This is a genomic window from Actinokineospora baliensis (assembly GCF_016907695.1).
Classification (GTDB): domain Bacteria; phylum Actinomycetota; class Actinomycetes; order Mycobacteriales; family Pseudonocardiaceae; genus Actinokineospora; species Actinokineospora baliensis.
Map to the genome: position 1 here is coordinate 5,958,005 of NZ_JAFBCK010000001.1, position 26,362 is coordinate 5,984,366.

The window sequence follows — 26,362 nt, forward strand, 5'->3', positions numbered from 1 at the left end:
CAGCCGCCACACCCGAACACGCGTTCTAGTCCCCGACCACTCCGCTGCGCGGTCACCCGCATTACACTCGGTAGCCAACCCCAACACCCCTCAGCGCACTCCTCCCCCTCAAGAACATTATCTAGATAGAAGATAGCTGCTACCCAAGTCCAGACGCCAGGAAGTCAGTTCGGGTGAGCCGCCAGCGGACGTCGACCCCGTCCTCCCCCGGCGTGATCGGCTCCTGCGGCGGCGACACCCTGGCCACCTCCCGGAACCCCAGCCGCCGCGGTATCGCCCCGCTGCGCGGGTTCGCCGTGTCGTGCACGATCTCCACCCAGTCGACGTCCGGCAGCGCGAACACGGCAACCAGCATCGCCTCCGTCGCGGCGGTGGCGATCCCCCGGCCGACAGCGTCCGGGTGCAGCCAGTACCCCATCTCCACGCCACGGGTGCCCGCCAGGAACCGCGTCCCGCACCGCCCGACGATGCGTGAGTCGACGGTGATCGCGTAGGCGAAGTCCACGCCGCGATCCCAGTCGTCGTCGCAGCGGGCGATGTGGGCGCGGACCGACTCCGCGGTGGGGTCCTCGGCGGCCCAGGCCATCCAGGGGCGCAGGTGCTCGACCGACTCCTCGATCACCAGCAGCATCTCGTCGACGTCAACCGCGGTGGTCCTGCGCAACACGACCGGCGGCTTGCTCAAGACAGCGGGAAGGCGGGCCATGCCGGAAGATCCTCCCGGCCCGACCCGCCTCCCGGCAACGCGGTTACAGCGAAGCGATCAGCCGTTCCACCCGCTCGTCGACCGCGCGGAACGGGTCCTTGCACAGCACGGTGCGCTGGGCCTGGTCGTTGAGCTTGAGGTGCACCCAGTCGACGGTGAAGTCCCGGCCCGCCTGCTGGGCGGCGGCGATGAAGTCGCCGCGCAGCTTGGCCCTGGTGGTCTGCGGCGGGGTGTCCTTGGCCGCCTCGATCTCGCCGTCGTCGGTGACCCTGGCGACCAGGTCCTTGCGCTGCAGCAGGTCGAAGATGCCCCGGCCGCGGCGGATGTCGTGGTAGGCCAGGTCGAGCTGCGCGATCCGCGGGCTGGACAGGTCCAGGTCGTGCTTGGCCCGGTAGCGCTCGATCAGCCGGTGCTTGATGGCCCAGTCGATCTCGCGGTCGATGCGGGTCATGTCCTGGGCCTCGACCGCGTCGAGCACCTTCCCCCACAGCTCGACCACCCGTTCGCCGAGCGGGTCGGGCGAGCGGCGGGACACGTGCTCGACGGCCTTGGCGTAGTACTCGCGCTGGATGTCGAGCGCCGAGGCCTCCCGGCCGCCCGCCAGCCGGACCGGCTTGCGCCCGGTGAGGTCGTGGCTGATCTCGCGGATGGCGCGGATCGGGTTGTCCAGCGAGAAGTCGCGGAACTGGACGCCGTCCTCGATCATCTCCAGCACCAGGTTGGCGGTGCCGACCTTGAGCAGGGTGGTGGTCTCGGACATGTTCGAGTCGCCGACGATCACGTGCAGCCGCCGGTAGCGCTCGGCGTCGGCGTGCGGCTCGTCGCGGGTGTTGATGATCGGCCGGGACCGGGTGGTGGCGCTGGAGACGCCCTCCCAGATGTGCTCGGCGCGCTGCGAGAGGCAGAACACCGCCCCGCGCGGGGTCTGCAGCACCTTGCCCGCCCCGCAGATGAGCTGGCGGGTGACCAGGAACGGCAGCAGCACGTCGGCGATCCGCGAGAACTCCCCGGCCCTGGTGACCAGGAAGTTCTCGTGGCAGCCGTAGGAGTTGCCCGCCGAGTCGGTGTTGTTCTTGAACAGGAAGATGTCGCCGCCGATGCCCTCGTCGGCCAGCCGCCGCTCGGCGTCGACGAGCAGGTCCTCCAGGATCCGCTCGCCCGCCTTGTCGTGGGTCACCAGTTGGACGAGGTCGTCACACTCCGCGGTCGCGTACTCCGGGTGTGAGCCGACGTCGAGGTAGAGGCGTGAACCGTTGCGCAGGAACACGTTCGAGGAACGCCCCCACGACACCACCCGCCGGAACAGGTACCGCGCGACCTCGTCCGGCGACAGCCTGCGCTGCCCGTGGAACGTACAGGTCACGCCGAACTCGGTCTCGATGCCGAAGATCCGCCGCTGCATCCTCTAAGCGTAGGCGCAAAGCGGGCACCGGACCGTGCGCCGTTCGGGGTGGTCCACATTCTGTTATCGAGCGCACGGTAACCGGTTGTTCACCGGGCCGGGGTCGGACGGCGGCGGGGGCCAGCGTCGGGTTGAATCTACGATCATGTTCGGACAAGTCCGGCGGACCGGGCGCCAGGTGGGCCGCGTCGACCAGCGGCTGATGCAGCGCAGCGCCGCCCTGCCCCGCTCCCGCGCCGATGACGCGCTCAAGGCGCTGTCGCGCTCGGCCAACAAGGGCAGGCTGTGGTTCGCCCTGGCCGCTCTGCTGGCCGCCCGCAAGGGCTCGACCAGGCGCGCGGCGCTGCGTGGAGTCGCCGCGATCGGGTTCGCCAGCGCCTCGGCGAACCTGGTGGGCAAGAACCTGTTCCCGCGCAGGCGGCCCGCGGCGGAGCTGCTCCCCGAGCACCGGCGGCTGACCAAGCGGCCGACCAGCTCGTCGTTCCCGTCCGGGCACTCGGCCTCCGCGGTGGCGTTCACCACGGCGGTCGCGATGGAGAACCCGGGTGCGGCCATCGCTCTGGCGCCGGTCGCGGCGGCGGTGGCGTACTCGCGGATGCACACCGGCGTGCACTGGCCGACCGACATCGCCGCGGGCGCGGCCATCGGGGTCGGCGCGGCGTACGCGACCCGGCACTGGTGGCCCAAGACGCACGAGGGTCCCGCGCACGTGACCGAGACCGTGCGGCTGGCGGCGCTGGAGGACGGCGACGGGCTGTTGGTGCTGGTCAACCCGAACTCCGGCGCGGCGGGGGTGGACCCGACCGACGAGATCAAGTCGTACTGGCCGCTGGCCACGGTGGTGCACCCGGAGCCGGGCCGCGACCTGGTGGAGCAGCTGTCGCAGGAGCTGGGGACCCCGCCGCGCGACATCACCGCGATCGGGGTGGCGGGCGGTGACGGCACGGTGGCCGCTGTGTCCACGGTCGCCGCCGAGTTCGACCTTCCGCTGGTGCTGATCCCGGCCGGGACGCTCAACCACTTCGCCCGCGACGTCGGCGTGGAGTCGACCGCCGAGTCGGTGGAGGCGGTGCACTCGGGTACCGGGGTGCGCATCGACCTGGGGTTCGTCGACATCTCCGGCTCGGAGGGCCGCACCCACCGGTGGTTCGTCAACACCGCGAGCCTAGGCGGCTACCCGGAGATGGTGCGGCTGCGGGAGCGGCTGGAGGGCCGTAACTGGCCCAAGTGGCCCGCGGGCGCGATCGCGCTGATCCGCACGCTGCGCCGGGCCCAGCCGATCCGGCTGGAGCTCAACGGCAAGTCGCACCTGGTGTGGATGCTCTTCGTCGGCAACGGCACCTACTCCCCCAAGGGCTTCGGCCCGACGCGGCGGCCCGCGCTGGACACCGGGCTGCTCGACCTGCGGTACCTGCGCGCGGACGTGCCGTACTCGCGGGCCAGGTTCGTGCTGGCCACGCTGGCCGGGACGCTGGTCACCAGCCACGTGTACCGGCAGCGCGACGTGCGGTCGGTGCGGGTGCGGCTGCTCGACGAGCACCGCAGGATCGCCACCGACGGCGAGGTGGGTCCGCTGGCCGACGAGTTCGAGTTCAGCGCCCGCCCCGGGGCGCTGGCGATCTACCGCGGCGACCTCACGCCTGGTCCGCGGTGAACCGCGCCCACCAGTCGGCGAACAGCGGGTTGGTGTCCACGAGCTGGGCGTAGGCCTCCAGCAGGGCTTTGGGGGCCTGGTCGGCGGCACCGGCCAGCGCGCTCTCCTCGTGCCAGACCAGCACGATCTCCTGGCGCATCGGGTTGCCCGCGATGGCCCGGATGACGATGCCGCTGCCCTGCCTGGCGACCGGCTTGGCCAGGGTCACCGCGCCCGCCTGGACCAGGGCGCGGGTGGTGGTCGAGTCGGTCAGCTGGTGCTTGATGATCGGGGTGAACCCGGCCTGCGCGCAGACCCTGGTGAAGGCGAGCTGCTCGGTGCCCTCGGCGACCGGGGGCATCACCCAGCTCTCCCCCGCCAGCTCGGCCAGGTCGATCTCGTCGCGGTCGGCCAGCGGGTGGTCCACGGCCAGGGCCAGGAACAGCGGGGCGCGGAACATGATCCGGCTCAGCAGCCGGGGCGGCAGGCTGGTGCGGAAGCCCGGGTTCTCCTCGAGCACGGCGAAGTCGACCTTGTGGTCGAGGACCTTGCGGACCAGCTCGGCCGGGTGCATGTCGATGTCGATGGTGGCCTCGGCGCCGCCGAGCCTGCCCGCGATGGCGGTGGCGAACAGCGGCACGATCAGCCCGGGCGGGCCGCCGACGCGGACCTGGCCGGTGTGGGTGGCCAACTGGGTGCGCTGGCGGATGCCCGCCATCAGCTCGTCGACGTCGTTGAGCAGGGCGCGCGCCGAGGACAGCACGTAGCTGCCGAGGTCGGTGGGGACGACGCCGGTGCCGGTCCTGGCGAACAACAGGCCACCGACGCGGCGTTCGAGGCGCTGCAACTGGGCGGTCAGAGCGGGTTGGGACACCCCGAGCTGGACGGCCGCCTTGGACAGGCTGCCCGCGTCGGCGACCGCGCGGATGACGCGCAGATGACGGAGTTCCAACTCGCTCACACCAAAGTTATGCCCGCCGCGCGGACATTATGCAAACCTCCCGACGCTCCCTGGGAATATCCGCACATTTTCCCTGGGCGGCGTGTGAAACCAGCGAGTAGTGCATCCATGTGCACATCAGTCAGCGCGGTGACGATCCGCAACCGGCACTCACGCGACGTGGTCGCCGCCGGTTGTCGGGACCACCCGCCGCAGGGTCGGGATCGCTCCCACCGGTGATCGACGAAGGCCGTGCGCGGGTCGGCCACTATTCGCCGACCGCGCACGGCCTCGGCTGCTACTCGGGGGCGTCCTCGGACGGCAGTTCGACGTCCTCGACCGGGCGGGCCGGGGACTCCGGCTCGGCCGCCGGGGGCGCCTCGGCGGGCAGGACCGCGGTCAGCGCGGCGCCCTGGATGCGGCGGAAGGCTCGCAGTGGGCGGTGCCGCTCCAGGACCGCGACCTCCAGCTTGTCCGGGGTCGGCCCCGCCTCGGTCGCGCCGTTGCCGGTGGCCCCGGCGCCGAACGCCTTGAGCGCGACCCGGATGGCGTCGGGGAGCGCGAGGCCGTCGCCGAAGTTCTCCTTCAGCGACGTCAGCAGCGGCTCTGTCTGCCCGCCCATGACCAGGAACTGCGGCTCGTCGACGATGGAGCCGTCGTAGGTGAGCCGGTAGAGCTGGTCCTGCGCGGGCGTGGCACCGACCTCGGCCACGCAGATCTCCACCTCGAGCGGCTTGACCTGCTCGGTGAAGAACGTGCCCAGGGTCTGGGCGTACACGTTGGCCAACTGCCGCGCGGACACGTCGCGGCGGTCGTAGGAGTAGCCCCACAGGTCGACGTGCCGGATGCCGCCGCGGCGCAGGCTCTCGTACTCGCTGTAGCGGCCCGCGGCCGCGAACCCGATCCGGTCGTGGATCTCCGACACCTTGTGCAGCGTCGCCGAGGGGTTCTCGGCGACGAACAGCACGCCGTCGGCGTACTTGAGCGCGATGACGCTGCGGCCCCGGGCGATGCCCTTGCGGGCGTACTCCGAGCGATCGCGCATCAACTGCTCGGGCGAGGCGTACAACGGCATCGTCACGGGGCGGGCTCCTTCTCGACCGGGGTAGGCGTGCTGGCTGGTCTGGTCGCGGGCACGTCAGCCGCGGGGGTGCGCGGAGCGCTGGGCGACCACGGCGGCGGCCACCGAGGCGGCCTCCTCCTCGGTCACCCGCACCGCGCCGGTGTCGGCGGTGATGGTCGCGATGCTCGGGTAGATGCCGCGGCCCATGTCGGGTCCACCGGTGGCCGAGTCGTCGTCGGCGGCGTCGTAGAGCGCCTCCACCGCCGCGCGCAGCGCCGCGTCCCGGTCGCCGTCGGGCTGGTAGAGCTTCTTGAGCGCGGAACGGGCGAACACCGAGCCCGACCCGATGGCGTGGAACCCGGCGCGCTCCTCGTAGCGGCCACCGGTGATGTCGTACGACACGATCCGCCCGGCCCGCGCGGGGTCCTCGGCGTCGATGTCGTAGCCGACGAACAGCGGCAGCACGGCCAGCCCGGCGAGCGCGACGTCGAGGTTGCCGCGCACCATGCTGGCCAGCTTGTTGGCCTTGCCGTCGAGCGAGAGCTGGACGCCCTCGATCTTCTCGTAGTGGCGCAGTTCCACCGCGTACAGCCGGACCATCTCCACGGCCAAGCCCGCGGTGCCCGCGATGCCCACCGAGGAGTAGTCGTCGGTGACGAAGACCTTCTCGATGTCGCGCTGGGCGATGATGTTGCCCGCCGTCGCCCGCCGGTCACCGGCGATCAGCACACCGCCGGAGAAGGTCAGCGCGACGATCGTGGTGCCGTGCGGGGCGGCGTCGACCGGCGCGACCCGCTCCCCCGCGCCGCGGCCGCCCGGCAGCAGCTCGGGGGCCTGCGACCGCAGGAAGTCGGTGAACGACGAGGTGCCTGCCGACAGGTAGGCGGCCGGGAGCGCGGCGCCCAACTGCCCTCGGGACGAGGTGTGTTCCATGCCTTCTTTCAATCCTGTCGCTGGACGGGGTGGGAGCGGGCTGCCCTGGGCGGGCAGCCGCTCACTCGCCGCCCTTCTGCACGTAGGCGCGGACGAAGTCCTCGGCGTTCTCCTCGAGCACGTCGTCGATCTCGTCGAGGATGGCGTCGGTGTCGTCGCCGAGCTTCTCCCGGCGCTCCTGCCCGGCCGCGGTGGTGTCGTCGACGCCGTCGTCGCCGTCTCCGCCGCCCTGGCGCTGCGTCTGCTCCTGGGACATGTCGCCTCCCGGTGTGGACTGGGGCCCTGTACTCGAACACTACCCAGGTGCGGCCCCTTTCGTCGTGGGCCGCGCCGGTCACATGATCGACCGGATCAGCGCTTGGCCGCCCCGGTGAGCGCGTCGACGAGCTCCTCGGCGGTGTTCGCGGCGTCGAGCAGCGCCCCGACGTGCGCTTTCGTCCCGCGCAGCGGCTCGAGGGTGGGGATGCGCACCAGCGACTCGCGGCCGAGGTCGAAGATCACCGAATCCCACGAGGCAGCCGCGATGGCGCTCGGGTAGCGCTCCAGGCAGCGGCCGCGGAAGTAGGCCCTGGTGTCCTGCGGCGGGGTGGTGATGGCCGCTCGCACCTCGTCCTCGGTCACCAGCCGCCGCATCGAGCCCCTGGCGACCAGCCGGTTGTAGAGGCCCTTGTCCAGCCGCACGTCGGAGTACTGCAGGTCCACCAGCTGCAGCCGCGGCGACGACCAGGCGAGGCCGTCGCGGGCCCGGAAGCCCTCCAGCAGCCGCAGCTTGGCGGGCCAGTCCAGCCGGTCGGCGCACTCCATCGGGTCGCGGCGCAGCGCGTCGAGCACCTCGCCCCAGGTGCGCAGCACGTCGCGCCCCACCCGGTCCACCTCGGTGCGGTCGGCGTGCTCGGCGACCAGCTCGTGGTAGGCCTGCTGGATGTCGATGCCGGTGAACCGGCGGCCGTTGGCGAGCTCGACGGTGGCCCGCAGCGTCGGGTCGTGGCTGAGCACGTGCACCGCGCGGACCGGGTCGGCCAGCTTGAGGTGGTCGAACCGGATCCCGGCCTCGATCAGGTCCAGCACCAGCGCGGTGGTGCCGACCTTGAGGTAGGTGGCGGTCTCGGCCAGGTTCGCGTCGCCGATGATCACGTGCAGCCGCCGGTACTTGTCGGCGTCGGCGTGCGGCTCGTCGCGGGTGTTGATGATGCCGCGCTTGAGGGTGGTCTCCAGGCCGACCTCGACCTCGATGTAGTCGGCGCGCTGGGACAGCTGGAAGCCCGCGCCGTCGCCGGAGGCGCCGAGGCCGACCCGGCCGGAGCCGCAGATGACCTGGCGGGAGGCGAAGAACGGGGTGAGGCCGCCGATCACCGACACGAACGGGGTGGAGCGGGCCATCAGGTAGTTCTCGTGGGTGCCGTAGCTGGCGCCCTTGTTGTCGATGTTGTTCTTGTAGAGCTGCAGCCGGGGCTGGCCGGGGACGGTGGCCGCGCGCAGCGCCGCCTCCTCCATCACCCGCTCCCCCGCCTTGTCCCAGATGACCGCGTCGCGCGCGTTGGTGACCTCGGGCGCGGAGTACTCCGGGTGCGCGTGGTCGACGTAGAGCCGGGCCCCATTGGTGAGGATGACGTTGGCCGCCCCCAGGTCCTCCACGTCCGGGTCCGTCGGCGCCATGCCGGGCACACCCAGGTCGAACCCCCTGGCGTCGCGCAACGGCGACTCCACCTCGTAGTCCCACCTGGCCCGCCGCGCGCGCGGGATGTCCGCCGCCGCGGCGTAGGCCAGCACGACCTGGGTCGATGTCAACACCGGGTTCGCCGTCGCGTCGCCCGGCACCGCGATGCCGTACTCGACCTCGGTTCCCATGATCCGCCGCATACGGCAAGCCTACGGGTCCTGCCCCGCCGGTTCGCCGTGAGACGTGCCGCCGCGGATATGTTGACCGCGTGGAGATGGGTGTGGAGATGGTCGCGCACTACGACGCGGACGGGTCGGTGGTGGGAGCGGTCCCGCGGTCGCGGATGCGGGCGGAGGGCCTGTGGCACGCCTGCACCTCGGTCCTGGTGCGCTCCGGCGACCGGGTCTACGTCCACCGCCGCACCGACACCAAAGACGTCTTCCCCGGCGCGCACGACTGCTGGGCGGGAGGCGTGGTCGCGGCCGGCGAACCGGTCGACGAGTGCGCCGTGCGGGAGCTGGCAGAAGAACTCGGGGTCACCGGCGTCCCGCTGACCCCGCTGTTCACCCTCCGCCTGGAAGTCGCCGGGGTCCGCGAGCACCTGCACGCCTACGAAACCCACTGGGACGGCCCGATCACCCACCAACCGTCCGAGGTGGCCGACGGCTGGTGGATGACCATCGACGACCTCCGGACCCGCCTGGCCGACCCCACCTGGCCCTTCGTCCCAGACGGGCGGCTAGCGGCCCTGGAGTGGCTCAAGCGCCTCGACTGAGCGCTTGCGGCAGCGACATCCGGGCGCCCCCGGCGCCCGAGGCCCACAACCACACCGACGGACGGCCGCCCTGGAATGGCCTCGAGCACCACCGCCTGACCGCCACCGACGGCGACATCTAGGCGCCCCGCGCTGGCAGACCACGCCCGCACCACAAGTCGCGGACGGCCCTCCTCGCAGGCCCTAGCCGCCCTCGTCCCAGACAGTTGACGGCCGCCGTGGAGTGGCTCAAGCGCCTCGGCTGAGCGCCGCAGCGGCGGTCGGTGACACTCGGGTGATGGCGGCCTTGGCGCGGGTCGCGGTGCTGGCTTCGACCGTCACGACTGTGGCCAGGGGGCCTGCGGCCAGGGCGACCGTGCAGGAGGACTTGGCTGTGCCGGTAGCGCACCAGGCGAACTTGGCGTCGGTGCCGGGGAGGGCTGGCAGGGGCACCGCCTTGTCCACCTGGAAGGTCGTTCCGCCGACCTTGAAGGTGGTGCAGTCCAGCCCGGCGCGGACGGTCTCGACGAACTCGGTGGCGTCTTCGGCGTAGAGCACGACCTGGCGGAGTTTGGCGCCGCTGGGGTAGGTCCAGGCACCTTGGCGGGAGGGGCCGGTGCCCAGGTCGATGCCGCAGTCGGGCAAGGCAGTCACGCGGGGGGCGGAGGGGTCGCCGGTGACTTCCTCGGCCACCAGGTCGCTCGCGCGCAGCACCCCGAGCGCGACGACCTGTTCCGGCTGCGGCTTGGCGCTGGTCGTGGTGGTGACGGGGGCTGCGGTGGTGGTCGGCGTGCTGCTGGTGGACGTCCCGGTGGTGGGGTCGTCGTAGTACGTGTAGAGGTCGTTGGGGCGGTTCGAGCAGGCCGCGAGCGCGGCGAGCGGGAGCGCGACGGCGGCGAGGGCGCGGGCCCGGGGCAACGGTCGTCCCTTCGGGGGAGGCTGGTTGATCACCCGGACGGTATCGGGTCCACCGCCGCCCGGTGCGGGCGGTCGACCGACGGCCGTGGCGGCCGGTTCACCTCGCGTTGGCGCGCCGGTCGCCGCCGGGTGCCATGGTGTCGCCTGGGGAGGTCTCGACGCGACGTGGGCCCCGACCAGGTGCCTGGTCGGGGCCCACGCGGCGTTCGCGGTCCAAGAGTCCTAGAGGTACTGACCGGTGTTGGTGGCGGTGTCTATCGCCCGACCGGACTCCTGGTTCTTGCCGGTGACCAGTGTCCTTATGTAGACGATGCGCTCACCCTTCTTGCCGGAGATGCGCGCCCAGTCGTCCGGGTTGGTCGTGTTGGGCAGGTCCTCGTTCTCGGCGAACTCGTCCACAATGGCGTCCAGCAGGTGCTGCACCCGCAGACCGGGCTGGCGGGTCTCCAGCACGGACTTGATGGCCGCCTTCTTCGCCCGGTCCACGATGTTCTGGATCATCGCGCCGGAGTTGAAGTCGCGGAAGTACAGGACCTCCTTGTCCCCGTTGGCGTAGGTCACCTCCAGGAACCGGTTGTCCTCGGTCTCCTCGTACATCCGCTCGACGGTGTGCTGGATCATCGCGTCGATGCACACCCGCTTGTCGCCGCCGAACTCGGCGAGGTCGTCGGCGTGGATGGGCAGGTTGGTGGTGAGGTACTTGGAGAAGATGTCGCGGGCCGCCTCGGCGTCCGGCCGCTCGATCTTGATCTTCACGTCCAGCCTGCCCGGTCGCAGGATGGCCGGGTCGATCATGTCCTCGCGGTTGGAGGCGCCGATGACGATGACGTTCTCCAGGCCCTCGACGCCGTCGATCTCGCTGAGCAGCTGCGGGACGATGGTGGTCTCCACATCGGAGGACACACCGGACCCGCGGGTGCGGAAGATCGAGTCCATCTCGTCGAAGAACACGATCACCGGGGTGCCCTCGGACGCCTTCTCCCGCGCCCGCTGGAAGATCAGCCGGATGTGCCGCTCGGTCTCGCCGACGAACTTGTTGAGCAGCTCGGGGCCCTTGATGTTGAGGAAGTACGACTTGGCGTCCTTGGGCGCCTGGTCGCCGCGCGCCGCGGCCACCTTCTTGGCCAGGGAGTTGGCCACCGCCTTGGCGATCAGCGTCTTGCCGCAGCCGGGCGGGCCGTAGAGGAGAACGCCCTTGGGCGGGCGCAGCTCGTACTCGGCGAACAGGTCCTTGTGCAGGAACGGCAGCTCCACGGCGTCGCGGATCTGCTCGATCTGGCGGAACAGGCCACCGATGTCGGCGTAGTCGACATCGGGCACCTCCTCCAGCACCAGGTCCTCGACCTCGGCCTTGGGCACCCGCTCGTAGGCGTAGCCGGACTTGGCGTCCACCAGCAGAGAGTCACCCGGCTTGAGCGGCGCCTCGGTCAGCGGGTCGGCCAACCACACCACCCGCTCCTCGTCGGCGTGCCCGATTACCAGCGCGCGGGTGGCGACCTCCTCACCGTCGACGGCGAGCAGTTCGCGCAACGTGGACACCTCGCCGATGCGCTCGAAACCACCGCCCTCCACCACGGTGAGCGCCTCGTTGAGCCGCACCGACTGGCCCCTGCGCAGCTCGGAGCCGTCCACAGCGGGCGACACCGAGACCCGCATCCTGCGGCCCGCGGTGAACACGTCCACAGTGCCGTCGTCGTGACCTTGCAGGAACACCCCGTAGCCGCTGGGCGGCTGGGCGAGGCGGTCGACCTCTTCGCGCAGCGCGAGCAGCTGGCTCCTGGCCTCCCGCAACGTGTCGACCAGCTTGGTGTTCCGCTCGGTGAGCTGGTTCACCCGCTCGGTCGCCTCCGCGAGCCGCTGCTCGAGCAGCCGCGAATGCCGTGGCGATTCCGTCAGTTTCCGGCGAAGCAGAGCGACTTCCTCTTCGAGGAAGCGGATCTGCGCGGCCTCGGACACCTCGGGGCGCTCGCGCCCTGGGTCCACCGCGCCTCCGTGCTCACCGTCGGCGTTGTCTGGCCGACTGCCGGGACGATCGTGCTGCATGTCGGCACCTCCTCCCGAACTCGTACCCCTACGGTACCGGCGATCACCGACAAGGACAGAGCATCGACATGTCGGAACTTGCGTGTCACCCGCGGGCGGCACCCGCTTGGCCGCACCGGGTCCGCCATCCCGGTACTCGCGGGAACCGGCCAGGCGTTACCGTGCGTCCGTGCACTAGGCCGACCGCGTGTGTAGTCCGGAGTGTCGCGGCAGCACAGGTTGTGTTACCGAGCCCGCACCGCTGCCTGGTCGGCGCGGGGTGCCGTGACACGATCTACCGCCACCGCGCGATCACCCCGCCAGAGGACGCGCGCTCACCGCAGCACCAGCAGCCAGGCCACCAGCGACAGCCAGCACGAGAGCCCGGGGACGATGACACAACCGCCGCACGACCCGTACGCAGGACAGCCGCAGCCGGGCGGGCAGCAGCCTGACCAGGGCGGATACCCGCAGGCGTTCCCCCAGCAGACCCAGTTCCTGCCCTCGGGCAGCTTCCCCACCCAGGACCCGTCGGCCCAGCAGTACCCGCCGCAGCAGCAGCCCCAGCAGCCGGTCCAGCCGGAGTACGGGCAGTACCCGGGCGCGCAACCGGGTGCTCACCCGGCGCAACCGGTGCCCCCGCAGCCGGGCTTCCCACAATCCGGGCACTACCCGCCGGGCCAGTACCCGGGCGGCGAGCAGTTCGCCCCCGGCGGCTACGCGCCGCAACCGGGCCAGTTCCCCCAGGCGGGTGGGTATCCGGGTGTTCCCGGCCAGCAGCCGACCGGGTATCCGCACGGCAACCCGTACGGCCCGCCGCGGCGCAACAACCTGCCGTTGCTGCTCGCGGGCGGCGGCCTGCTGGTGATCGGGATCGTGGTCACGCTGATCCTGGTGCTCAGCGGCGGCGGCACCGGGTCGCCGCGCGGGGCGGCCGAGGAGTTCATCGACGCGGTGGTCGGCCGCGACGCCGCGGCGTTCAACAAGGTGATGTGCGACGAGGACGACCACACCACCCAGGAGAAGATCGACAAGGACAAGGACTTCACGGTGACCGACACCGAGATCACCAACGTCACCGAGAACGGCGACATGGCGCTGGTCGAGTTCACCGCGACGGTCAGCGGTCGCAAGACCACCGTGCAACTGCGGCTGAGCAAGAAGGCCGACCAGTGGTGCGTGCAGCGGATCAGCGGGGCCTGAGCCGGGTCGTGCCCGTTTCGTCACCCGATCGAGGCCGGTCGGCGAGGTGGGCCGGGCGTGTCGGACCCCGGGCGGCCAATACCATGTGTCCCCGGCGACGGGATACGGTCGGCGGTGGAACGCGGCGGTGGCCCCAGCCGTCTACCCCGCATGAGCCGCCCGGCGCGGCAGCGAGCAGCACCCCGCAGTCCACACGGCAGTCAGGACGACGATGACCTACCCACCGCAGCAGCCAGGGCCCTACGGCCAGCAGCCGCAGCAGCCCGGCGGCTACGGGAACCAGCCGCAGCAACCGGGGCCGTACGGGCCGCCGACCAGCCAGTTCCCCCAGCAGGGGCCCTACCAGGGGCTGGGGAACTTCCCGGGTGGGCAGCCGCCCAAGCAGAGCAACACCGGCAAGGTCGTGGCGATCGTGATCATCGCCGTGCTGGTGCTCGGCGGTGCGGGTGTCGGGGTGTACTTCCTGACCAAGAACAGCAAGAACGAGTCGGGCGGCGGGGGCGGCACGACCACCAGCAGCGCGCCGAAGACGACGGGCAAGAAGTCCGGCACCGACGAGCCGACCACGACCACCAAGGCCGCGCCGGACACCTCCGGCCCGCAGGAGGTCGTGGACGCCTACGTGGAGGCCTACGAGGGCAAGAGCTTCACCTCGGTCACCTCGAACGCCTGCGAGGCGTACAAGAACAAGTACGGGACCGACACCTCGACCCTGGAGAAGGAGCTGGCGGACTTCGACATCACCGCCACCGCCAAGGGCGAGCCGACGGTCTCCGGCAACTCGGCGACCGCGCTGATCGACCTGACCCTGGCCAAGGGCGGGACGAGCAAGGACGCCAGCATCAAGATCAAGATCGTCAAGGAGAGCGGCGAGTGGCGGTTCTGCGGCGAGGAGGAGGCCTGAGCACCACCGCACCGACCGAGACCGCAGCCACCGATACCGCACCAGCACGAGCCGGGGACCACACATGACCTACCCACCGCAGCAGCCGGGACCCTACGGGCAGCAGCCCGATCCGTACGGCCAGCAGCAGCCGCAGCAGCCCTACCAGCAGCCCGACCCCTACGCCCAGCAGCAGCCGCAGCAGGACCCGTACGGCCAGCAGCAGTACTACGGGCAGCAGCAGCAGTTCGGCCAGGACCCGTACGGCCAGCAGCAGCAGCCCTACGGCTACGGCCAGCCCATGGGCGGCCCGCCGAAGAAGAACAACACCGGCATGATCATCGCCATCGTGGTGATCGCCGTCCTCCTCGTCGGCGGCGGCATCGGCGCGTACTTCCTGCTCAAGGACGACAGCCCGTCGAGCGCCACCCCCGGTGGCACCTCGCAGTCCACCACCAAGAAGGCCCCGACGACCACCGAGGAGCCGGAGGAGACGACCACCACCAAGAAGTCGACTCCGACCAAGACCACCGAGTCCACCGGCGGCGGCGAAACCGGCGGCGGCGGCGAAGACCTCAAGGCGGCAGGCGCCAAGTACGCCGACGCCGTGAACGCCAAGGACGAGGCCACCGCGAAGTCGCTCACCTGCAACGGCGAGGCGGGCATCATGTACACCAGCGTCGCCCCCAACGGCGGCAAGGTGACGGTGGTGGGTGAGCCGGAGACCTACGGCGACAGCAACGGGAAGGTCGACACCCAGGTGACGGTGGCGGGTTCGGCGCCGATCGACTTCCCGATCGTGTTCGAGAAGAAGTCCAAGGGTTGGTGCGTGTCGCTGTAATCGCAGATTTGTGAAGGGCCGGTGGCGGGGACGCTACCGGCCCTTTGCGTTTTCGGCTCGCCTTTCGGCATTGCATCGGATCGTCGGCTCGTCGCTTCGCGACCTTGCGCTGGATCCGCGATTTGAGTGCAGGCTCGATGCGGTGGACCTGTTTTGTGCGGGGCCCCTACGACAGCCGTGGCAGGACCGCAAAGCAGGGGCCGAAAAGCATGGCCCTGCAGCGAGGCGACGCTACGACTGCCGCCACCCCACACAAAACAGGTCCACCCCATCGAGCAGATGGCACCAGCGACTCCGAGTGTCCAGTGGTTGCTTCTGGCGTCGGGGTAGGGCGGCTGGGATGGCACCGCCTGCTCCGAGTGTCCAGTGGCTGGGCTGGCGGGGCTGGCTCGGTGGGCTGGGTTGGGTGGTCGGAGTCGGGCGGCTGGGATGGCACCGCCTGTTCGAGCGTCCAGCGGCTGGCAATGCTGTCGGAGGCAGGGCGAGGGCGGGAGCCGTCAGCCCTTGCTGGGGCGGCGTTGGGGGCGGGGGGTCACCACGCCGTCGGCTAGGCGGCGGGCGGTGATGAGGAAGGCGGTGTGGGCGATCATGCGGTGTTCGGGGCGGACGGCGAGGCCCACGGAGTGCCAGGGGCGGACGAGGGTTTCCCAGGCGTAGGGCTCGGTCCAGCAAGTCTGTTCGCGCAGTGCTTCCGCGACCCGGGAGAGTTGGGTGGTGGTGGCGACGTAGACGACCAGGACGCCGCCGGGGATGAGGTTGGTGGCCACTGTGGGCAGGACGTCCCAGGGGGCCAGCATGTCGAGGATGACGCGGTCCACCTCACCGGTGTGGTCGGCCATGTCGCCGACGGTGAGGGTCCAGTTGGCGGGGTGTTCGCCGTAGAACTGGATGACGTTGCGTTCGGCGTGCTCGGCGTGGTCGGCGCGGATCTCGTGGGAGGTCACGGTGCCGGTGGGGCCGACGGCGCGCAGCAGGGAGCAGGTGAGGGCGCCGGACCCGGCCCCGGCCTCCAGGACGCGGGCGCCGGGGAAGATGTCGCCGTGCATGATGATCTGGGCGGCGTCCTTGGGGTAGATCACCTGGGCGCCGCGCGGCATCGACAGCACGTAGTCGGCCAGCAGCGGGCGTAGCGCCAGGTAGGCGGTGCCCGCGACCGAGCTGACGATGGAGCCCTCGGGTTGGCCGATGATGTCGTCGTGGGCCAGCGCGCCGCGGTGGGTGTGGTACTTCTCGCCCGGTTCGAGGATGAGCGTGTAGTGCCTGCCCTTGGGGTCGGTGAGCTGCACCCGGTCCCCCGCCTCGAACGGACCGCTGACCTTGCGTGCCGACACCCGGACCTCGCCCTCCCGCCATCTGAACCAGTCGGGAGATGGTCGCAGAGCCGTGCGGCGGTCCGCTCAGGCGGGTCCGTGCTCGCGCAGCGCGGCGTGCAGGTCCTCGCGGCGCAGCACCCCGCACGGCCGCCCCTCGTCGTCGACGACCACGAACTGCCAGGCCGGGGTCTCCAGCACCCGCTCGGCGATCTCCTCGCCCGGTTCGGACGCCAGCAGCACCGACTCCGGTCGGATCGGCTCGGCGGCGTGCTCGGCGGGCGAGAACGGCGCGGTGGCGGCCAACTCGCGGGCGGCGACCTCGTCGAGCAACCCCGCGGCGACCCCGTCCGCGCGCACCAGCACCACACCCCGCCCGGCCGCGGCGGCCAGCGCGTCGGCGACCGGGCTCTCGGCGGGCAGTTGCAGCACCGGTCGCACGACGTCGGCCAGGGCGAGGCCTTCCGGCCAGCCGCGGCGCTGTTCGGCGGCCAGTTCCCCGCTCGCGCCCGCGACGACGAACCAGGCCGTGAGCACGCAGACCCCCAACCGCAGCCACCGGTCCGGGCTCTGTTCGGCCATCCCCCACAGCGCCCACGCGACCAGCAGCCCGGCGACCGCCCACCCGCCGACGACCGCGGCCCGGGTGCCCGTGCCGCGTCGACCGGTCAGTGCCCACACCCCGGCACGCAGCATCCGACCACCGTCGAGCGGAAGCCCGGGCAGCAGGTTGAACACGGCGACGGCGGTGTTGGCGAAGGCGCACTCGAGGACCAGCAGCCACACCGGCCCGCCCGCGGGGATGGCCAGCAGCGCGAGTCCGCAGCCACCGGCGAGCGCGATGGACACCGCCGGTCCGGCAGCAGCGACGACGCCCTCGTGACCGGGTCTGCGCGGGGTGCGAGCGATCTCGGAGAGGCCGCCGAGGAGGAACAGGCGGAGCCTGCGCACCGGGAGACCCAACCGCAGGGCGACGACGCAGTGGCCGAGTTCGTGGGCGAGGACCGAGACGCCCAGCAGGACGGCGAACGCAGCGGCCAGCAGGACCGAGGTGACCGTGTCCGCGCCGGGCATCAGCGAGCCGACCAGCGGCGCGTAGAAGACGACGACGGCGAGGGCACCGAGCCACCAGGACGGCGCGAGCACGACGGGCACGCCGCTGTAGCGGAACAGCAGCAGTCCGCCACCCGGGGCGGGGAGGTGTGTGGTGCCCGACACCCCGCACAGCGTAACCGGCCTGGTGTGGGACGCGGGTGATCCGCGGTGGTGGCCGGACACGGGCGGTGCGGTGCCGGGGGCTGTCGGTGGTCGACACTAGGGTTTGCGCCATGGCGACCGACACCGAACCCATCCCGGTACCGGCGGCGGGCCGCACGTCCCGGCGACGGCCAGCGCTGTCGCCGTCGCGGGCAGGTGACTTCAAACAGTGCCCGCTGCTGTACCGCTTCCGCGCCGTCGACCGGCTCCCGGAGACCCCGACCAAGGCCCAGGTCCGCGGCACCGTCGTGCACGCCGTGCTGGAGCGCCTCTACGGCCTGCCCGCCGCCGAGCGGCTGCCCGACGCCGCGCACGGCCTGCTGGAACCGACCTGGACGGACCTGCTGGCCGCCGAACCCGGCCTCGCCGCGATCTTCGAGGAGGGCGAGGACCCGGCCGACTGGCTGGCCACGGCCAACGGCCTGATCGACGGCTACTTCGCCCTCGAAGACCCCCGCCGCCTCCAGCCCGACGCCTGCGAACTCCTCGTCGAAACCGAACTCCCCTCCGGCGTCCTACTCCGCGGCTACATCGACCGCCTCGACGTCGCCCCCACCGGCGAAATCAGGGTGGTCGACTACAAGACCGGCACCGCCCCCCGCGAGATCGGCGAGGCCAAAGCCCTCTTCCAGATGAAGTTCTACGCCCTCGCCATCTGGCGCCTACGCGGCGAAGTCCCCCGCCAACTCCGCCTCATGTACCTGTCGGACCGCCAATCCCTTGCCTACACGCCGGACGAGGCGGAACTGGCCCGATTCGAACGCACCCTGGACGCCATCTGGACGGCGATCCTGCGCGCGGGCAAGACCGGGGACTTTCGTCCGAACAAGTCGAAGCTATGCGGCTGGTGTTCGCACCAGGCGCTTTGTCCTGAATTCGGGGGCACGCCGCCGCCCTATCCGGGCTGGCCGGAGCCGGACCCCGGTGAGGAATCCGCCCTGGACAGGGCAGATTAGGAAGACGGACGAGCCAGCCCACCCAAAGCTGGCCACCCGAGACAGCCCCGCCAGCCCAGCCACTGGACACTCGGAAGCCGAGGTGCCAGATGCTCGATGGGGCGGACCTGTTGTGCGTGGGGTGGCGGTGTCCGTAGCGTTGTGCGCTGCAGGGCCATGCTTTTCGGCCCCAGCTTTGCGGTCCTGCCACGGGCAGCGCAGGGGCCCCGCGCACAACAGGTTCGCCCCATCGAGCCCACCGCACCACAACGGAATCGGGCCCGATGCCGCAGGCGAGGCGCACGACAAGACCAGCTCGTCGCCTGGCGGCGACATTGCCCGCCGATCCGCGATTTAACTGCCAGCTCGATGTGGTGGACCTGTTTTGCGTGGGGCCCCTACGACAGCCGTGGCAGGACCGCAAAGCAGGGGCCGAAAAGCATGGCCCTGCAGCGAAGCGACGCTACGACTATCGTCCCCCCACACAAAACAGGTCCACCCCATCGAGCAGATGGCACCAGCGACTCCGAGTGTCCAGTGGCTGGCAATGCTGTCGGAGTCGGGTGGTTGGGCTGGCGGGGCTGGCTCGGCGGGCTGGGCTGACACCAGCGGCTTCCGGGGAGCGGCGGTGGGGCTGACAGGGCCGACTCGGGGGCTGGGTTGGGTGGGCTGACTCGGCGGGTTGAGGTGGCACCAGCAGCTTCCGGGGAGCGGTGGCCGAGTTGGCGGGGTCGACTCGGTGGGTTGGGCTGGCACCAGAGACTCCCGGGAGCCATGGCCGGGCTGGCGGGGTTGGCTCGGGGTCTGGGGCGGGCTTAGAGGTAGCGGTACACGTCTTCCAGCGACAGGCCGCGGCCCAGCATCAGGACCTGCACTCGGTAGAGCAGCTGTGAGATCTCTTCGGCCAGTTCCTCATCGCTCTGGTACTCGGCCGCGATCCAGACTTCGCCTGCTTCTTCGATGACCTTCTTGCCCTGTGCGTGGACGCCGTCGTCGAGGGCTTTTACTGTGCCGGAGCCTTCTGGGCGGGTCTTGGCGCGGTCGCTGAGTTCGGCGAACAGCTGGTCGAAGGTCTTCACGCCGGACGATCCTGCCATCCGGTGGTGGTGACCGCGCGCAGCAGGTCCTCGTCGAGGCCGACCAGGGAGTCGCGGAAGACGCGGCGGGGGCCTGGGGGGACCGGGACCTCGCAGGGGATCACCAGGACGACGCAGCCTGCCGCGGCGGCTGAGGTGGTGCCGGTGGGTGAGTCCTCGATCGCCAGGCACCTGGTGACGTCGACGCCCAGGGTGGCGGCGGCGAGTTGGTAGGGGTCGGGGAGGGGTTTGTTGCGGCCCGCGACCTCGTCGCCGCAGAGGGTGGTGTCGAAGTGGTGGCGGCCGAGGGTGTCGAGGGCCACCTCGGTGAGGGCGCGTTCGGTGGAGGTGACCAGGGCGACCGGCAGGCCGGTGGCCCGGACGGCGCGCAGGGCCTCGCGCGCGCCGGGGCGGAAGGTGAGGCGGGTGGCGAACAGCTCGCGCATCCTGGCCCCGATCCAGTCCATCGCCTCCCGGACGTCGGCCTCGGTGGGCACCCGGCCGACCCCGCCGAAGAGCAGGCCCATGCTGGTCGGGACGTTGCTGCCGACCATGGCCGCCCTGATCTCGGGGGTCAGCGGGGCGCCCAGCTTGAGCGAGTACTCGCTCAGCGGGATGTCCCACAGCTTCTCCGAGTCCAGCAGCGTGCCGTCCATGTCCCACAGCACCGCGGCCGGTAACCCCTCCACAGTGGACGGTCTCGTCACGGGGGCGTCCTCCACTCGCACGACGTCGCTGACCACCGGGCGCGCGCCCGGCCGGGCCGCGGCGTCGCGGCACGTCCCCAGCCTACGATCTCCCCCGCCGGGCGCGTAGCCGTAGGCTGACCCGGTGACCGACCCGGACCACCCGAACATGGCTGCCGACCGCGAGCCCTCGGCTCGGCAGGAGCTCGTCGACCCCGTCTTGGTGGCGGCGTTCGAGGGCTGGAACGACGCGGGCGACGCGGCGAGCACCGCGATCGAGCACCTGCAGCTGACCTGGGACGCCAGCCCGCTGCTGGAGATCGATCCGGACGACTACTACGACTTCCAGGTGACCAGACCGACCGTGCGCATGGTGGACGGTGTCACCAGGAGGGTCGAGTGGCCGACCACGCGGCTGTACCTGTGCAGGCCGCCCGGGTCCAACCGGGACGTCGTGCTGGTGCACGGCATCGAGCCCAACATGCGGTGGCGCAAGTTCTGCGCGGAGCTGCTCGGGCACATCGAGGAGCTCAACATCACCACCGTGGTGACGCTGGGCGCGCTGCTGGCCGACACCCCGCACACCCGCCCGGTCCCGGTGACCGGCACCGCCTACGACGCGACCTCGGCGGCCCGTTTCGGCCTGGAGCGCTCCCGCTACGAGGGGCCGACGGGCATCGTCGGGGTGCTGCAGGACGCCTGCGTGCGCGCCGGGGTGCCCGCGATCTCGATCTGGGCCGCGGTGCCGCACTACGTGTCGCAGCCGCCCTCGCCGAAGGCGACGCTGGCGCTGCTGCACCGGGTGGAGGAGGTGCTGGACGTGGAGGTGCCGCTGGGCACCCTGCCCGACCAGGCCGAGGAGTGGCAGCAGACGGTCAGCGAGATGGCCGAGGAGGACGAGGACGTGCGCAACTACGTGCGCGCCCTCGAGGAGCGCGGCGACGCGGAGGACACGCTCAACGAGACCAGCGGTGACGTGATCGCCGCGGAGTTCGAGCGGTACCTGCGCAGGCGCCGACCCGGCCGCGGCGGTTCCGGGCCCGGCCCCACCGGCGTGTGAACCGCGGCGCGACCGTCGTCGCGCTGTACGCGGGCGGGTTCCTGGGCCCGTTCGCCGGGGGCGTCGTCACCTCGATGCTGCCGGAGCTGGGTGCGGACTTCGGCGTGTCCACGCAGGTCGCGTCGTACTCGCTGACGGCCTACCTGGTGCCGTTCGCGGCGCTGATGCTGTTCTCCGGCACCTTGGGGGCGCGTTGGGGTGCCGCGCGCAGCGTGCGGGTCGCCTACCTGGTGTACGTGGCGTCGTCGGTGCTGTGCGTGCTGGCTTCGACGTACCCGGTCTTCCTGGCCGCGCGGGCGGTGCAGGGTGGGGCGAACGCGTTCACCACTCCCCTGCTGCTGGCCGCGATCGCGACGGTGACGCCGCCGGAGCGGCTGGGGCGTTCGCTCGGCCTGTTCGCGTCGCTGCAGGCCGCGGGGCAGACGAGCGCGCCGCTGCTCGGCGGGTTGGCGGCGGAGGTGAACTGGCGGCTGGCGTTCCTCGGGGTGGCCGCGGTGGCGGGGGTGCTGGCGTTCGCGGGGCTGCCGGAGCGGATGCGCGAGCGGCAGCGGACACACGCGACACTGCGATCGGCCTGGCGGCCTTCGGTGCTCAAGGCGGGGTGGCTCGCCCTGGCCGGTTGGGCATGTTTGGGCGGTATGTCGGTGTTGCTCGCGGTGCGCGCCGAGGACGCGTTCGGGTTGAGCGCGGCGGAGCGGGGCTTGGTGCTGACCGGTTTCGGCGTGGTCGGGCTGCTCTCGGCGCGGCCGGTGGGGCGGGCGATCGACCGGATCGGGGCGCGGCGGGCGGTGCTGATCGGGTCGGTCGCGGGCGCGGTACCGGTGGCGCTGGTGGGGACCTTGACCTGGTTGCCCGCGGTGGTGGTGCTGTGGGCCTCGACCGGGGTGGCGGCGCAGTTGGTGCTGACCGGGGTCAACGCGCTGGTGTTGGGAGGGGACGGTCCCAACCGGGCGGGCGCGGTGTCGGTCGTGCAGTCGTTGCGGTTCACCGGGGCCGCGGTGTCCCCTTTGGCCTTCACCCCGCTGTACCAGGTGACGCCGTGGCTGGGGTTCGTCGTGCCCGCGGTCCTGGTGACCGTGTCGGCGGTACTGCTGCTCGGCCGCCGCGAGGTCCCCTGACGCGCCCGCGAGCGGTCAGGGGACCTGGTCGCTACAGCTCGACGCCGAGCAGCGCGTCCACCGCGGCCTTGACCGCACCCGGTGCCGTCGGGTCCGCGCCGCCCTGGCCTGCCCACGCGTCGATCGCGGCGAGGGCGTTGGGGGTGTCCAGGTCGTTGGCCAGGTGGTCGCGCAGCCGGGCGATGACGTCCTGCGCCGGGGCGCCCGCCTCGGCGCTCACCGCGCCCCGCCAGCGCGCCAGCCGAGCCTGCCCCTCCGCGAGCACGTCGCCGGTCCAGGACCGGTCCGAGCGGTAGTGGCCCGACAGCAGCCCGAGCCGGATCGCCATGGGGTCGACCTTGTCGGCGCGCAGCCGGGACACGAAGACGAGGTTGCCGCGCGACTTGGACATCTTCTCGCCGTCGAGGGCGATCATCCCGGCGTGCGTGTAGTGCCGGGCGAACGGGTGCTGCCCGGTCAGCGCCTCGGCGTGCGCGGCGCTGTACTCGTGGTGCGGGAAGATCAGGTCCGACCCGCCGCCCTGCACGTCGATGCCGATCCCGAGCCGGTTGAGGGCGATGACGCTGCACTCGATGTGCCAGCCGGGGCGGCCGGGGCCGAGGTCGCTGTCCCAACTGGGCTCGCCGGGGCGGGCGGCGCGCCACAGCAGCGCATCGAGCGGGTGCCGCTTGCCCGCGCGGTCGGGGTCGCCGCCGCGTTCGGCGAAGAACCGGTTCATCGTCGGCTCGTCGTAGTTGGACTCGCCGCCGAAGCGGCCCGTGGCGGTGTGGTCGAAGTAGACGTCCGGGAACTCGGGGTCCTCGACCCGGTAGGCGGACCCGTCGGCGAGCAGCTTGCCGACCGAGGTGACGATCTCCGGGATGGACTCCACGGCGCCGATGTACTCGCGCGGCGGCAGCACCCGCAGCGCGACCATGTCCTCGCGGAAGAGCGCGGTCTCGCGCATGCCGAGGACCACCCAGTCGTCCTGGTCGCGCTCGGCGCGCTCGAGCAGCGGGTCGTCGATGTCGGTGACGTTCTGCACGTAGTGCACCTCGTGGCCGTTGTCGAGCCACTGCCGGTGCACCAGGTCGAAGGCCAGGTAGGTGGCCGCGTGCCCGAGGTGCGTCGCGTCGTAGGGGGTGATCCCGCAGACGTACATCGTCGCGGTCGGCCCGGGGGCGGTGGGTCGGACCTGTCCGGCGGCGGTGTCGAACAGCCGAAGCGGCCGAGGCGTGCCAGCGACCCGCGGCACCGGGTGGGATTGCCAAGTCTGCATGCTCCGACAGTAAACGCCCGGCGGGCCCCGGCAGGTGTGTGCCACGGGGTGGACGGTCGGTGGCCCGGCCCACCCTGCGCCATTGGTGTGACCCCCGTTACACCCGACCGGTGTGGGCGATCACCCTGGAAGGGGGCACGCGGCGGAAGGGGCGGACATGACCAATCCCGAGGAGACCAATTCCGAGGAGACGACCGGGCGGTTCCTGGTCCTGCTGGAGGACGGCGCGATCGAGGCGGGCACCCGGGCGCTGAACCAGATCGCGGGGGTGCGCACGGTCAGCACGGCCGAGGCGGCGGGCGCGGAGTTCCCCGGACCGGACGGGCTGGTGTTCGACCGGCTGGGGGTCGCGGTGATCGACGCCGACCCCGACCAGCTGACCGCGCTGGGCCTGGCGGTGGACCAGCCGGGCCCGATCGCGGCGCTGGAGCCGGAGCGGCGGGTGTACGCGATCGCCGCGCCCGCCGAGGAGGCGCCGCCCGCGGTCCAGGTGGACGAGTCGGTGTTCACCTGGGGGCTGCAGGCGGTCGGCGCGCACAAGAGCGCGGCGACCGGCAAGGGCGTGCGGCTCGCGGTGCTCGACACCGGGTTCGACGTCGAGCACCCGGAGTTCGCCGGGCGGGCGGTGACCACGGCGTCGTTCATCAACGGTGAGACGGTCGCCGACGGACACGGGCACGGCACGCACTGCATCGGTACCGCGGTCGGTCCGCGGACGCCGGGCGGCGGCGCGGGCTACGGGGTCGCCTACGAGGCGGACATCTTCGCGGGCAAGGTCCTGAGCAACGCCGGGTCCGGGTCCGACGGCGGCATCCTGGCGGGCATCGCGTGGGCGGTGTCGAACAACTGCCAGGTGGTGTCGATGTCGCTGGGCGCGGCGGTGCGGCCGGGGACCCCGTACTCGCAGACCTACGAGAAGGTGGCGAGCCGGGCGCTGGCGCAGGGCACGCTGATCGTGGCCGCGGCGGGCAACGAGTCGCGGCGGCAGGACGGCAAGATCAACCCGGTCGGGCACCCGGCGAACTGCCCGTCGGTGCTGGCCGTCGGCGCGATCGACGTGGCGACCGCGCTGGCCTGGTTCTCCTGCGGCACGGTCGACCTGGTCGGCGCGGTGGACGTGGTGGCGCCCGGGGTGGACGTGTACTCGTCGTGGCCCAGGCCGAAGAACCACAACCGGATCAGCGGGACCAGCATGGCGACCCCGCACGTGGCCGGGATCGCGGCGCTGATCTCGCAGGCGACCGGGGCCACCGGCTGGGAGCTGTGGGCGCGCCTGCACCAGTCCGGGCGCAGGCTGCCGCTACCCTCGGTCGACGTGGGTGCTGGTCTGGTGCAGGCTCCGTGAGCGTTCCGGTCCTCGTGACCGTCGACGACGACGCGCTCGGCGCGCTCGCGGCGGTGGTGGCGGCTTTGAAGTCCGCCGGGATGCGGGTCGACCGCGTCCTGCCGGAGATCGCCACCATCACCGGGGCGGCCGAGCCCGCCGTCTTCGCCGCGTTGCGCGCGGTGTCCGGTGTGGACGGTGTGGAGCGCGCGGGGCCGGGGTTCACCATCCCGCACCCGGGCAAGGGCGTGCAGTAGGTCGGGTCAGCGGCCCGCGCTGACGGCGTCGGCGAGGGCCGCGAACCCCGCTTCGGTCACCGTGATCGTCGCGCCGAGGCGGAGGTAGCCCCGACCGCCGTAGTAGTGCACCGCGGTTTCGATGCGGTGTTGGGTGCTGAGTTCGTCGTAGTAGCGATAGGCGTCTTCCGCGCTGGTGACCAGCCCAGGTGGCAGTGCGACCAAGCGCATCAGGGGTGCGTGGTGCGGGCTCGCTTGACCGTCCGCACCGACGGCGTCCGCGACGATCCGGACGCCTTTGTCCAGAAGCCGCGCGCTGGCCGCCACCGCGTCCCAGCCGCCGATCTCGTGCCAGAACGCCAGTCCGTCCGGCAGCGCCATCCAGGCCGTGTAGTCGGCGGTTCCCGCGTGGTCGAACCAGTCGGGGAAGCGCAGCGGGTGGTTGAAGGAGGGCACCAGCGGTCGGATCCGGTCGCGCCACGGTTCGGCGATGTGCAGGCCCGCGGTCGCCCTGGGCACGTAGGCCCACTTGTGGAAGTTGCCGACCCAGAAGTCCGCGCCGGTGTCGGCGGGGCGCTGGTCGAGGTGCCCGGGCACGTGCGCGGCGTCGACGAACACCGGCACGCCGTGTTCGTGGGCGAGGGCGACGACCCGCTCGACCGGGAGCACGAGCGCGGTGATCGAGGTGATGGCGTCGACGACGACCAGGCGGGTGGTCGGCCGCAGCCCCTCGGCGAACGCGGCCACGACCTCGTCGGCGGTGGCGTCGACCGGGAACGACACCTGGCGGACGCGCGCGCGGTCCTGGCAGGCGATCAGCACGGCCTGGTAGCCGTGGTCGGACACCAGGATCTCGTCGCCGTCGGCGAACGGGATCGAGGCCAGCGCGGTCGCCACCGCCTCGGTGACGTTGCGCACCAGGACCAGGCCGTCGGACCCGAGGAACTCCGCACCCGCGGCCCGCGCCCGCGCGACGAGCGGGATCGCCTCGACGCGGTGGAAGCGCATCGGGTTGGTCTCGGCGCGCTGGGCGAACCCGGCCCGCGCCTGGCGTACCGCGCGGGGAACCACGCCGACGCTGCCGGGGTTGAGGTGGTGGACGGCGGGATCGAGGTCGAAGCGCGCGTCGGTCACCCGGCCATCA

25 protein-coding genes are annotated in these 26,362 nt (G+C 71.7%); 10 read left to right on the top strand and 15 right to left on the bottom strand.

What is annotated here, in order from left to right; genetic code table 11:
• Nucleotides 1-139: 139 nt before the first annotated feature.
• Together JOD54_RS26505 and pafA are read right to left on the bottom strand one after the other, a co-directional pair.
• Nucleotides 140-706, bottom strand: coding sequence for a GNAT family N-acetyltransferase (locus JOD54_RS26505; protein WP_204454317.1), 567 nt, complete (start codon nt 704-706; stop codon nt 140-142).
• A 43-nt stretch (nt 707-749) separates the two neighbouring features.
• Nucleotides 750-2,108, bottom strand: a complete 1,359-nt coding sequence (pafA, locus tag JOD54_RS26510; protein WP_204454319.1) for a Pup--protein ligase — start codon at nt 2,106-2,108, stop codon at nt 750-752.
• A gap of 145 nt (nt 2,109-2,253) precedes the next feature.
• Here pafA and JOD54_RS26515 point away from each other — a divergent pair, with 145 nt between their 5' ends.
• Entirely contained in the window at nt 2,254-3,762 is a 1,509-nt protein-coding gene (locus JOD54_RS26515) for a bifunctional phosphatase PAP2/diacylglycerol kinase family protein (RefSeq protein ID WP_204454322.1), read from the top strand.
• Here JOD54_RS26515 and JOD54_RS26520 read toward each other — a convergent pair.
• The 5 genes from JOD54_RS26520 to dop all read right to left on the bottom strand — a co-directional run bounded on the left by JOD54_RS26520 (nt 3,743) and on the right by dop (nt 8,537).
• Entirely contained in the window at nt 3,743-4,702 is a 960-nt protein-coding gene (locus JOD54_RS26520) for a LysR family transcriptional regulator (protein ID WP_204454325.1), read from the bottom strand. The two genes, JOD54_RS26515 and JOD54_RS26520, sit on opposite strands and share 20 nt — an antisense overlap.
• Nucleotides 4,703-4,979: 277 nt before the next feature.
• Nucleotides 4,980-5,762 (bottom strand): proteasome subunit alpha, encoded by a 783-nt coding sequence (gene prcA, locus JOD54_RS26525; RefSeq protein ID WP_204454328.1) that lies wholly within the window; start codon nt 5,760-5,762, stop codon nt 4,980-4,982.
• 57 nt (nt 5,763-5,819) lie between these two features.
• Nucleotides 5,820-6,677 (bottom strand): proteasome subunit beta, encoded by an 858-nt coding sequence (gene prcB / locus JOD54_RS26530; RefSeq protein WP_204454330.1) that lies wholly within the window; start codon nt 6,675-6,677, stop codon nt 5,820-5,822.
• 61 nt (nt 6,678-6,738) lie between these two features.
• Nucleotides 6,739-6,933, bottom strand: coding sequence for a ubiquitin-like protein Pup (locus JOD54_RS26535; RefSeq protein WP_092775401.1), 195 nt, complete (start codon nt 6,931-6,933; stop codon nt 6,739-6,741).
• A gap of 95 nt (nt 6,934-7,028) precedes the next feature.
• Nucleotides 7,029-8,537 carry a depupylase/deamidase Dop gene (gene dop / locus JOD54_RS26540; RefSeq protein ID WP_204454332.1) on the bottom strand — a complete coding sequence of 503 codons (1,509 nt, stop codon included), beginning with the start codon at nt 8,535-8,537 and terminating at the stop codon, nt 7,029-7,031.
• A 74-nt stretch (nt 8,538-8,611) separates the two neighbouring features.
• Here dop and JOD54_RS26545 point away from each other — a divergent pair, with 74 nt between their 5' ends.
• Complete coding sequence (locus tag JOD54_RS26545; protein WP_239575327.1) at nt 8,612-9,112, top strand: NUDIX hydrolase; 501 nt, start codon at nt 8,612-8,614, stop codon at nt 9,110-9,112.
• A gap of 228 nt (nt 9,113-9,340) precedes the next feature.
• Here JOD54_RS26545 and JOD54_RS26550 read toward each other — a convergent pair whose 3' ends face one another.
• Nucleotides 9,341-10,009 (bottom strand): hypothetical protein, encoded by a 669-nt coding sequence (locus JOD54_RS26550; protein WP_204454335.1) that lies wholly within the window; start codon nt 10,007-10,009, stop codon nt 9,341-9,343.
• A gap of 222 nt (nt 10,010-10,231) precedes the next feature.
• On the bottom strand, nt 10,232-12,052 hold the full coding sequence (gene arc / locus JOD54_RS26555; protein WP_204454337.1) for a proteasome ATPase: 1,821 nt from the start codon (nt 12,050-12,052) through the stop codon (nt 10,232-10,234).
• Between the two features lie 372 nt (nt 12,053-12,424).
• On the opposite strand from arc, the gene JOD54_RS26560 reads away from it, so the two are divergent.
• The 3 genes from JOD54_RS26560 (at nt 12,425) to JOD54_RS26570 (ending at nt 14,958) form a co-directional block, all read left to right on the top strand.
• On the top strand, nt 12,425-13,234 hold the full coding sequence (locus tag JOD54_RS26560) for an Rv0361 family membrane protein (RefSeq protein ID WP_204454339.1): 810 nt from the start codon (nt 12,425-12,427) through the stop codon (nt 13,232-13,234).
• Between the two features lie 211 nt (nt 13,235-13,445).
• On the top strand, nt 13,446-14,138 hold the full coding sequence (locus JOD54_RS26565; protein ID WP_204454342.1) for a hypothetical protein: 693 nt from the start codon (nt 13,446-13,448) through the stop codon (nt 14,136-14,138).
• Nucleotides 14,139-14,202: 64 nt separating this feature from the next.
• Nucleotides 14,203-14,958 carry a flagellar basal body-associated FliL family protein gene (locus JOD54_RS26570; protein WP_204454344.1) on the top strand — a complete coding sequence of 252 codons (756 nt, stop codon included), beginning with the start codon at nt 14,203-14,205 and terminating at the stop codon, nt 14,956-14,958.
• Between the two features lie 497 nt (nt 14,959-15,455).
• On the opposite strand, the gene JOD54_RS26575 is transcribed toward JOD54_RS26570, so the two are convergent.
• On the bottom strand, nt 15,456-16,289 hold the full coding sequence (locus tag JOD54_RS26575) for a tRNA (adenine-N1)-methyltransferase (protein WP_204454347.1): 834 nt from the start codon (nt 16,287-16,289) through the stop codon (nt 15,456-15,458).
• A 66-nt stretch (nt 16,290-16,355) separates the two neighbouring features.
• Nucleotides 16,356-17,486: a site-2 protease family protein gene (locus JOD54_RS26580; RefSeq protein WP_204454349.1), complete on the bottom strand. Its 1,131-nt coding sequence runs from the start codon at nt 17,484-17,486 to the stop codon at nt 16,356-16,358.
• A 110-nt stretch (nt 17,487-17,596) separates the two neighbouring features.
• Between JOD54_RS26580 and JOD54_RS26585 the strand changes: the two genes are divergently transcribed.
• Nucleotides 17,597-18,481, top strand: a complete 885-nt coding sequence (locus JOD54_RS26585) for a RecB family exonuclease (protein WP_204454352.1) — start codon at nt 17,597-17,599, stop codon at nt 18,479-18,481.
• Between the two features lie 794 nt (nt 18,482-19,275).
• Here JOD54_RS26585 and JOD54_RS26590 read toward each other — a convergent pair.
• Together JOD54_RS26590 and JOD54_RS26595 are read right to left on the bottom strand one after the other, a co-directional pair.
• The gene (locus tag JOD54_RS26590) at nt 19,276-19,539 is read right to left on the bottom strand and encodes a phosphoribosyl-ATP diphosphatase (RefSeq protein WP_204454354.1); all 264 of its coding nucleotides are present in this window, start codon (nt 19,537-19,539) and stop codon (nt 19,276-19,278) included.
• Complete coding sequence (locus tag JOD54_RS26595; RefSeq protein WP_307860293.1) at nt 19,536-20,243, bottom strand: HAD family hydrolase; 708 nt, start codon at nt 20,241-20,243, stop codon at nt 19,536-19,538. Before JOD54_RS26595 ends, JOD54_RS26590 begins: the two co-directional genes overlap by 4 nt.
• 148 nt (nt 20,244-20,391) lie before the next feature.
• On the opposite strand from JOD54_RS26595, the gene JOD54_RS26600 reads away from it, so the two are divergent.
• Entirely contained in the window at nt 20,392-21,282 is an 891-nt protein-coding gene (locus JOD54_RS26600) for a PAC2 family protein (protein WP_204456630.1), read from the top strand.
• Nucleotides 21,279-22,400: an MFS transporter gene (locus JOD54_RS26605; protein ID WP_204454357.1), complete on the top strand. Its 1,122-nt coding sequence runs from the start codon at nt 21,279-21,281 to the stop codon at nt 22,398-22,400. The genes JOD54_RS26600 and JOD54_RS26605 overlap by 4 nt, the downstream gene beginning before the upstream one ends.
• A gap of 31 nt (nt 22,401-22,431) precedes the next feature.
• Here JOD54_RS26605 and mshC read toward each other — a convergent pair whose 3' ends face one another.
• Complete coding sequence (gene mshC / locus JOD54_RS26610) at nt 22,432-23,658, bottom strand: cysteine--1-D-myo-inosityl 2-amino-2-deoxy-alpha-D-glucopyranoside ligase (RefSeq protein ID WP_204454360.1); 1,227 nt, start codon at nt 23,656-23,658, stop codon at nt 22,432-22,434.
• A 157-nt stretch (nt 23,659-23,815) separates the two neighbouring features.
• On the opposite strand from mshC, the gene JOD54_RS26615 reads away from it, so the two are divergent.
• Together JOD54_RS26615 and JOD54_RS26620 are read left to right on the top strand one after the other, a co-directional pair.
• Nucleotides 23,816-25,003, top strand: a complete 1,188-nt coding sequence (locus JOD54_RS26615) for a S8 family serine peptidase (RefSeq protein WP_204454362.1) — start codon at nt 23,816-23,818, stop codon at nt 25,001-25,003.
• Nucleotides 25,000-25,239: a hypothetical protein gene (locus tag JOD54_RS26620; RefSeq protein WP_204454365.1), complete on the top strand. Its 240-nt coding sequence runs from the start codon at nt 25,000-25,002 to the stop codon at nt 25,237-25,239. Before JOD54_RS26615 ends, JOD54_RS26620 begins: the two co-directional genes overlap by 4 nt.
• Nucleotides 25,240-25,245: 6 nt before the next feature.
• On the opposite strand, the gene JOD54_RS26625 is transcribed toward JOD54_RS26620, so the two are convergent.
• Entirely contained in the window at nt 25,246-26,352 is a 1,107-nt protein-coding gene (locus JOD54_RS26625) for an aminotransferase class V-fold PLP-dependent enzyme (RefSeq protein WP_204454368.1), read from the bottom strand.
• Nucleotides 26,353-26,362 lie beyond the last annotated feature (10 nt).

Bases quoted from the DNA above. Each gene is read 5' to 3' on its own strand.
- JOD54_RS26570 (WP_204454344.1), top strand. From the start codon at position 14,203: ATGACCTACCCACCGCAGCAGCCGGGACCCTACGGGCAGCAGCCCGAT.
- mshC (WP_204454360.1), bottom strand. From the start codon at position 23,658: ATGCAGACTTGGCAATCCCACCCGGTGCCGCGGGTCGCTGGCACGCCT.
- arc (WP_204454337.1), bottom strand. From the start codon at position 12,052: ATGCAGCACGATCGTCCCGGCAGTCGGCCAGACAACGCCGACGGTGAG.
- JOD54_RS26615 (WP_204454362.1), top strand. From the start codon at position 23,816: ATGACCAATCCCGAGGAGACCAATTCCGAGGAGACGACCGGGCGGTTC.
- JOD54_RS26535 (WP_092775401.1), bottom strand. From the start codon at position 6,933: ATGTCCCAGGAGCAGACGCAGCGCCAGGGCGGCGGAGACGGCGACGAC.
- pafA (WP_204454319.1), bottom strand. From the start codon at position 2,108: ATGCAGCGGCGGATCTTCGGCATCGAGACCGAGTTCGGCGTGACCTGT.
- JOD54_RS26560 (WP_204454339.1), top strand. From the start codon at position 12,425: ATGACACAACCGCCGCACGACCCGTACGCAGGACAGCCGCAGCCGGGC.
- JOD54_RS26585 (WP_204454352.1), top strand. From the start codon at position 17,597: ATGGCGACCGACACCGAACCCATCCCGGTACCGGCGGCGGGCCGCACG.
- JOD54_RS26505 (WP_204454317.1), bottom strand. From the start codon at position 706: ATGGCCCGCCTTCCCGCTGTCTTGAGCAAGCCGCCGGTCGTGTTGCGC.
- JOD54_RS26545 (WP_239575327.1), top strand. From the start codon at position 8,612: ATGGGTGTGGAGATGGTCGCGCACTACGACGCGGACGGGTCGGTGGTG.
- JOD54_RS26600 (WP_204456630.1), top strand. From the start codon at position 20,392: ATGGCTGCCGACCGCGAGCCCTCGGCTCGGCAGGAGCTCGTCGACCCC.
- JOD54_RS26565 (WP_204454342.1), top strand. From the start codon at position 13,446: ATGACCTACCCACCGCAGCAGCCAGGGCCCTACGGCCAGCAGCCGCAG.
- JOD54_RS26515 (WP_204454322.1), top strand. From the start codon at position 2,254: ATGTTCGGACAAGTCCGGCGGACCGGGCGCCAGGTGGGCCGCGTCGAC.
- prcB (WP_204454330.1), bottom strand. From the start codon at position 6,677: ATGGAACACACCTCGTCCCGAGGGCAGTTGGGCGCCGCGCTCCCGGCC.
- dop (WP_204454332.1), bottom strand. From the start codon at position 8,537: ATGCGGCGGATCATGGGAACCGAGGTCGAGTACGGCATCGCGGTGCCG.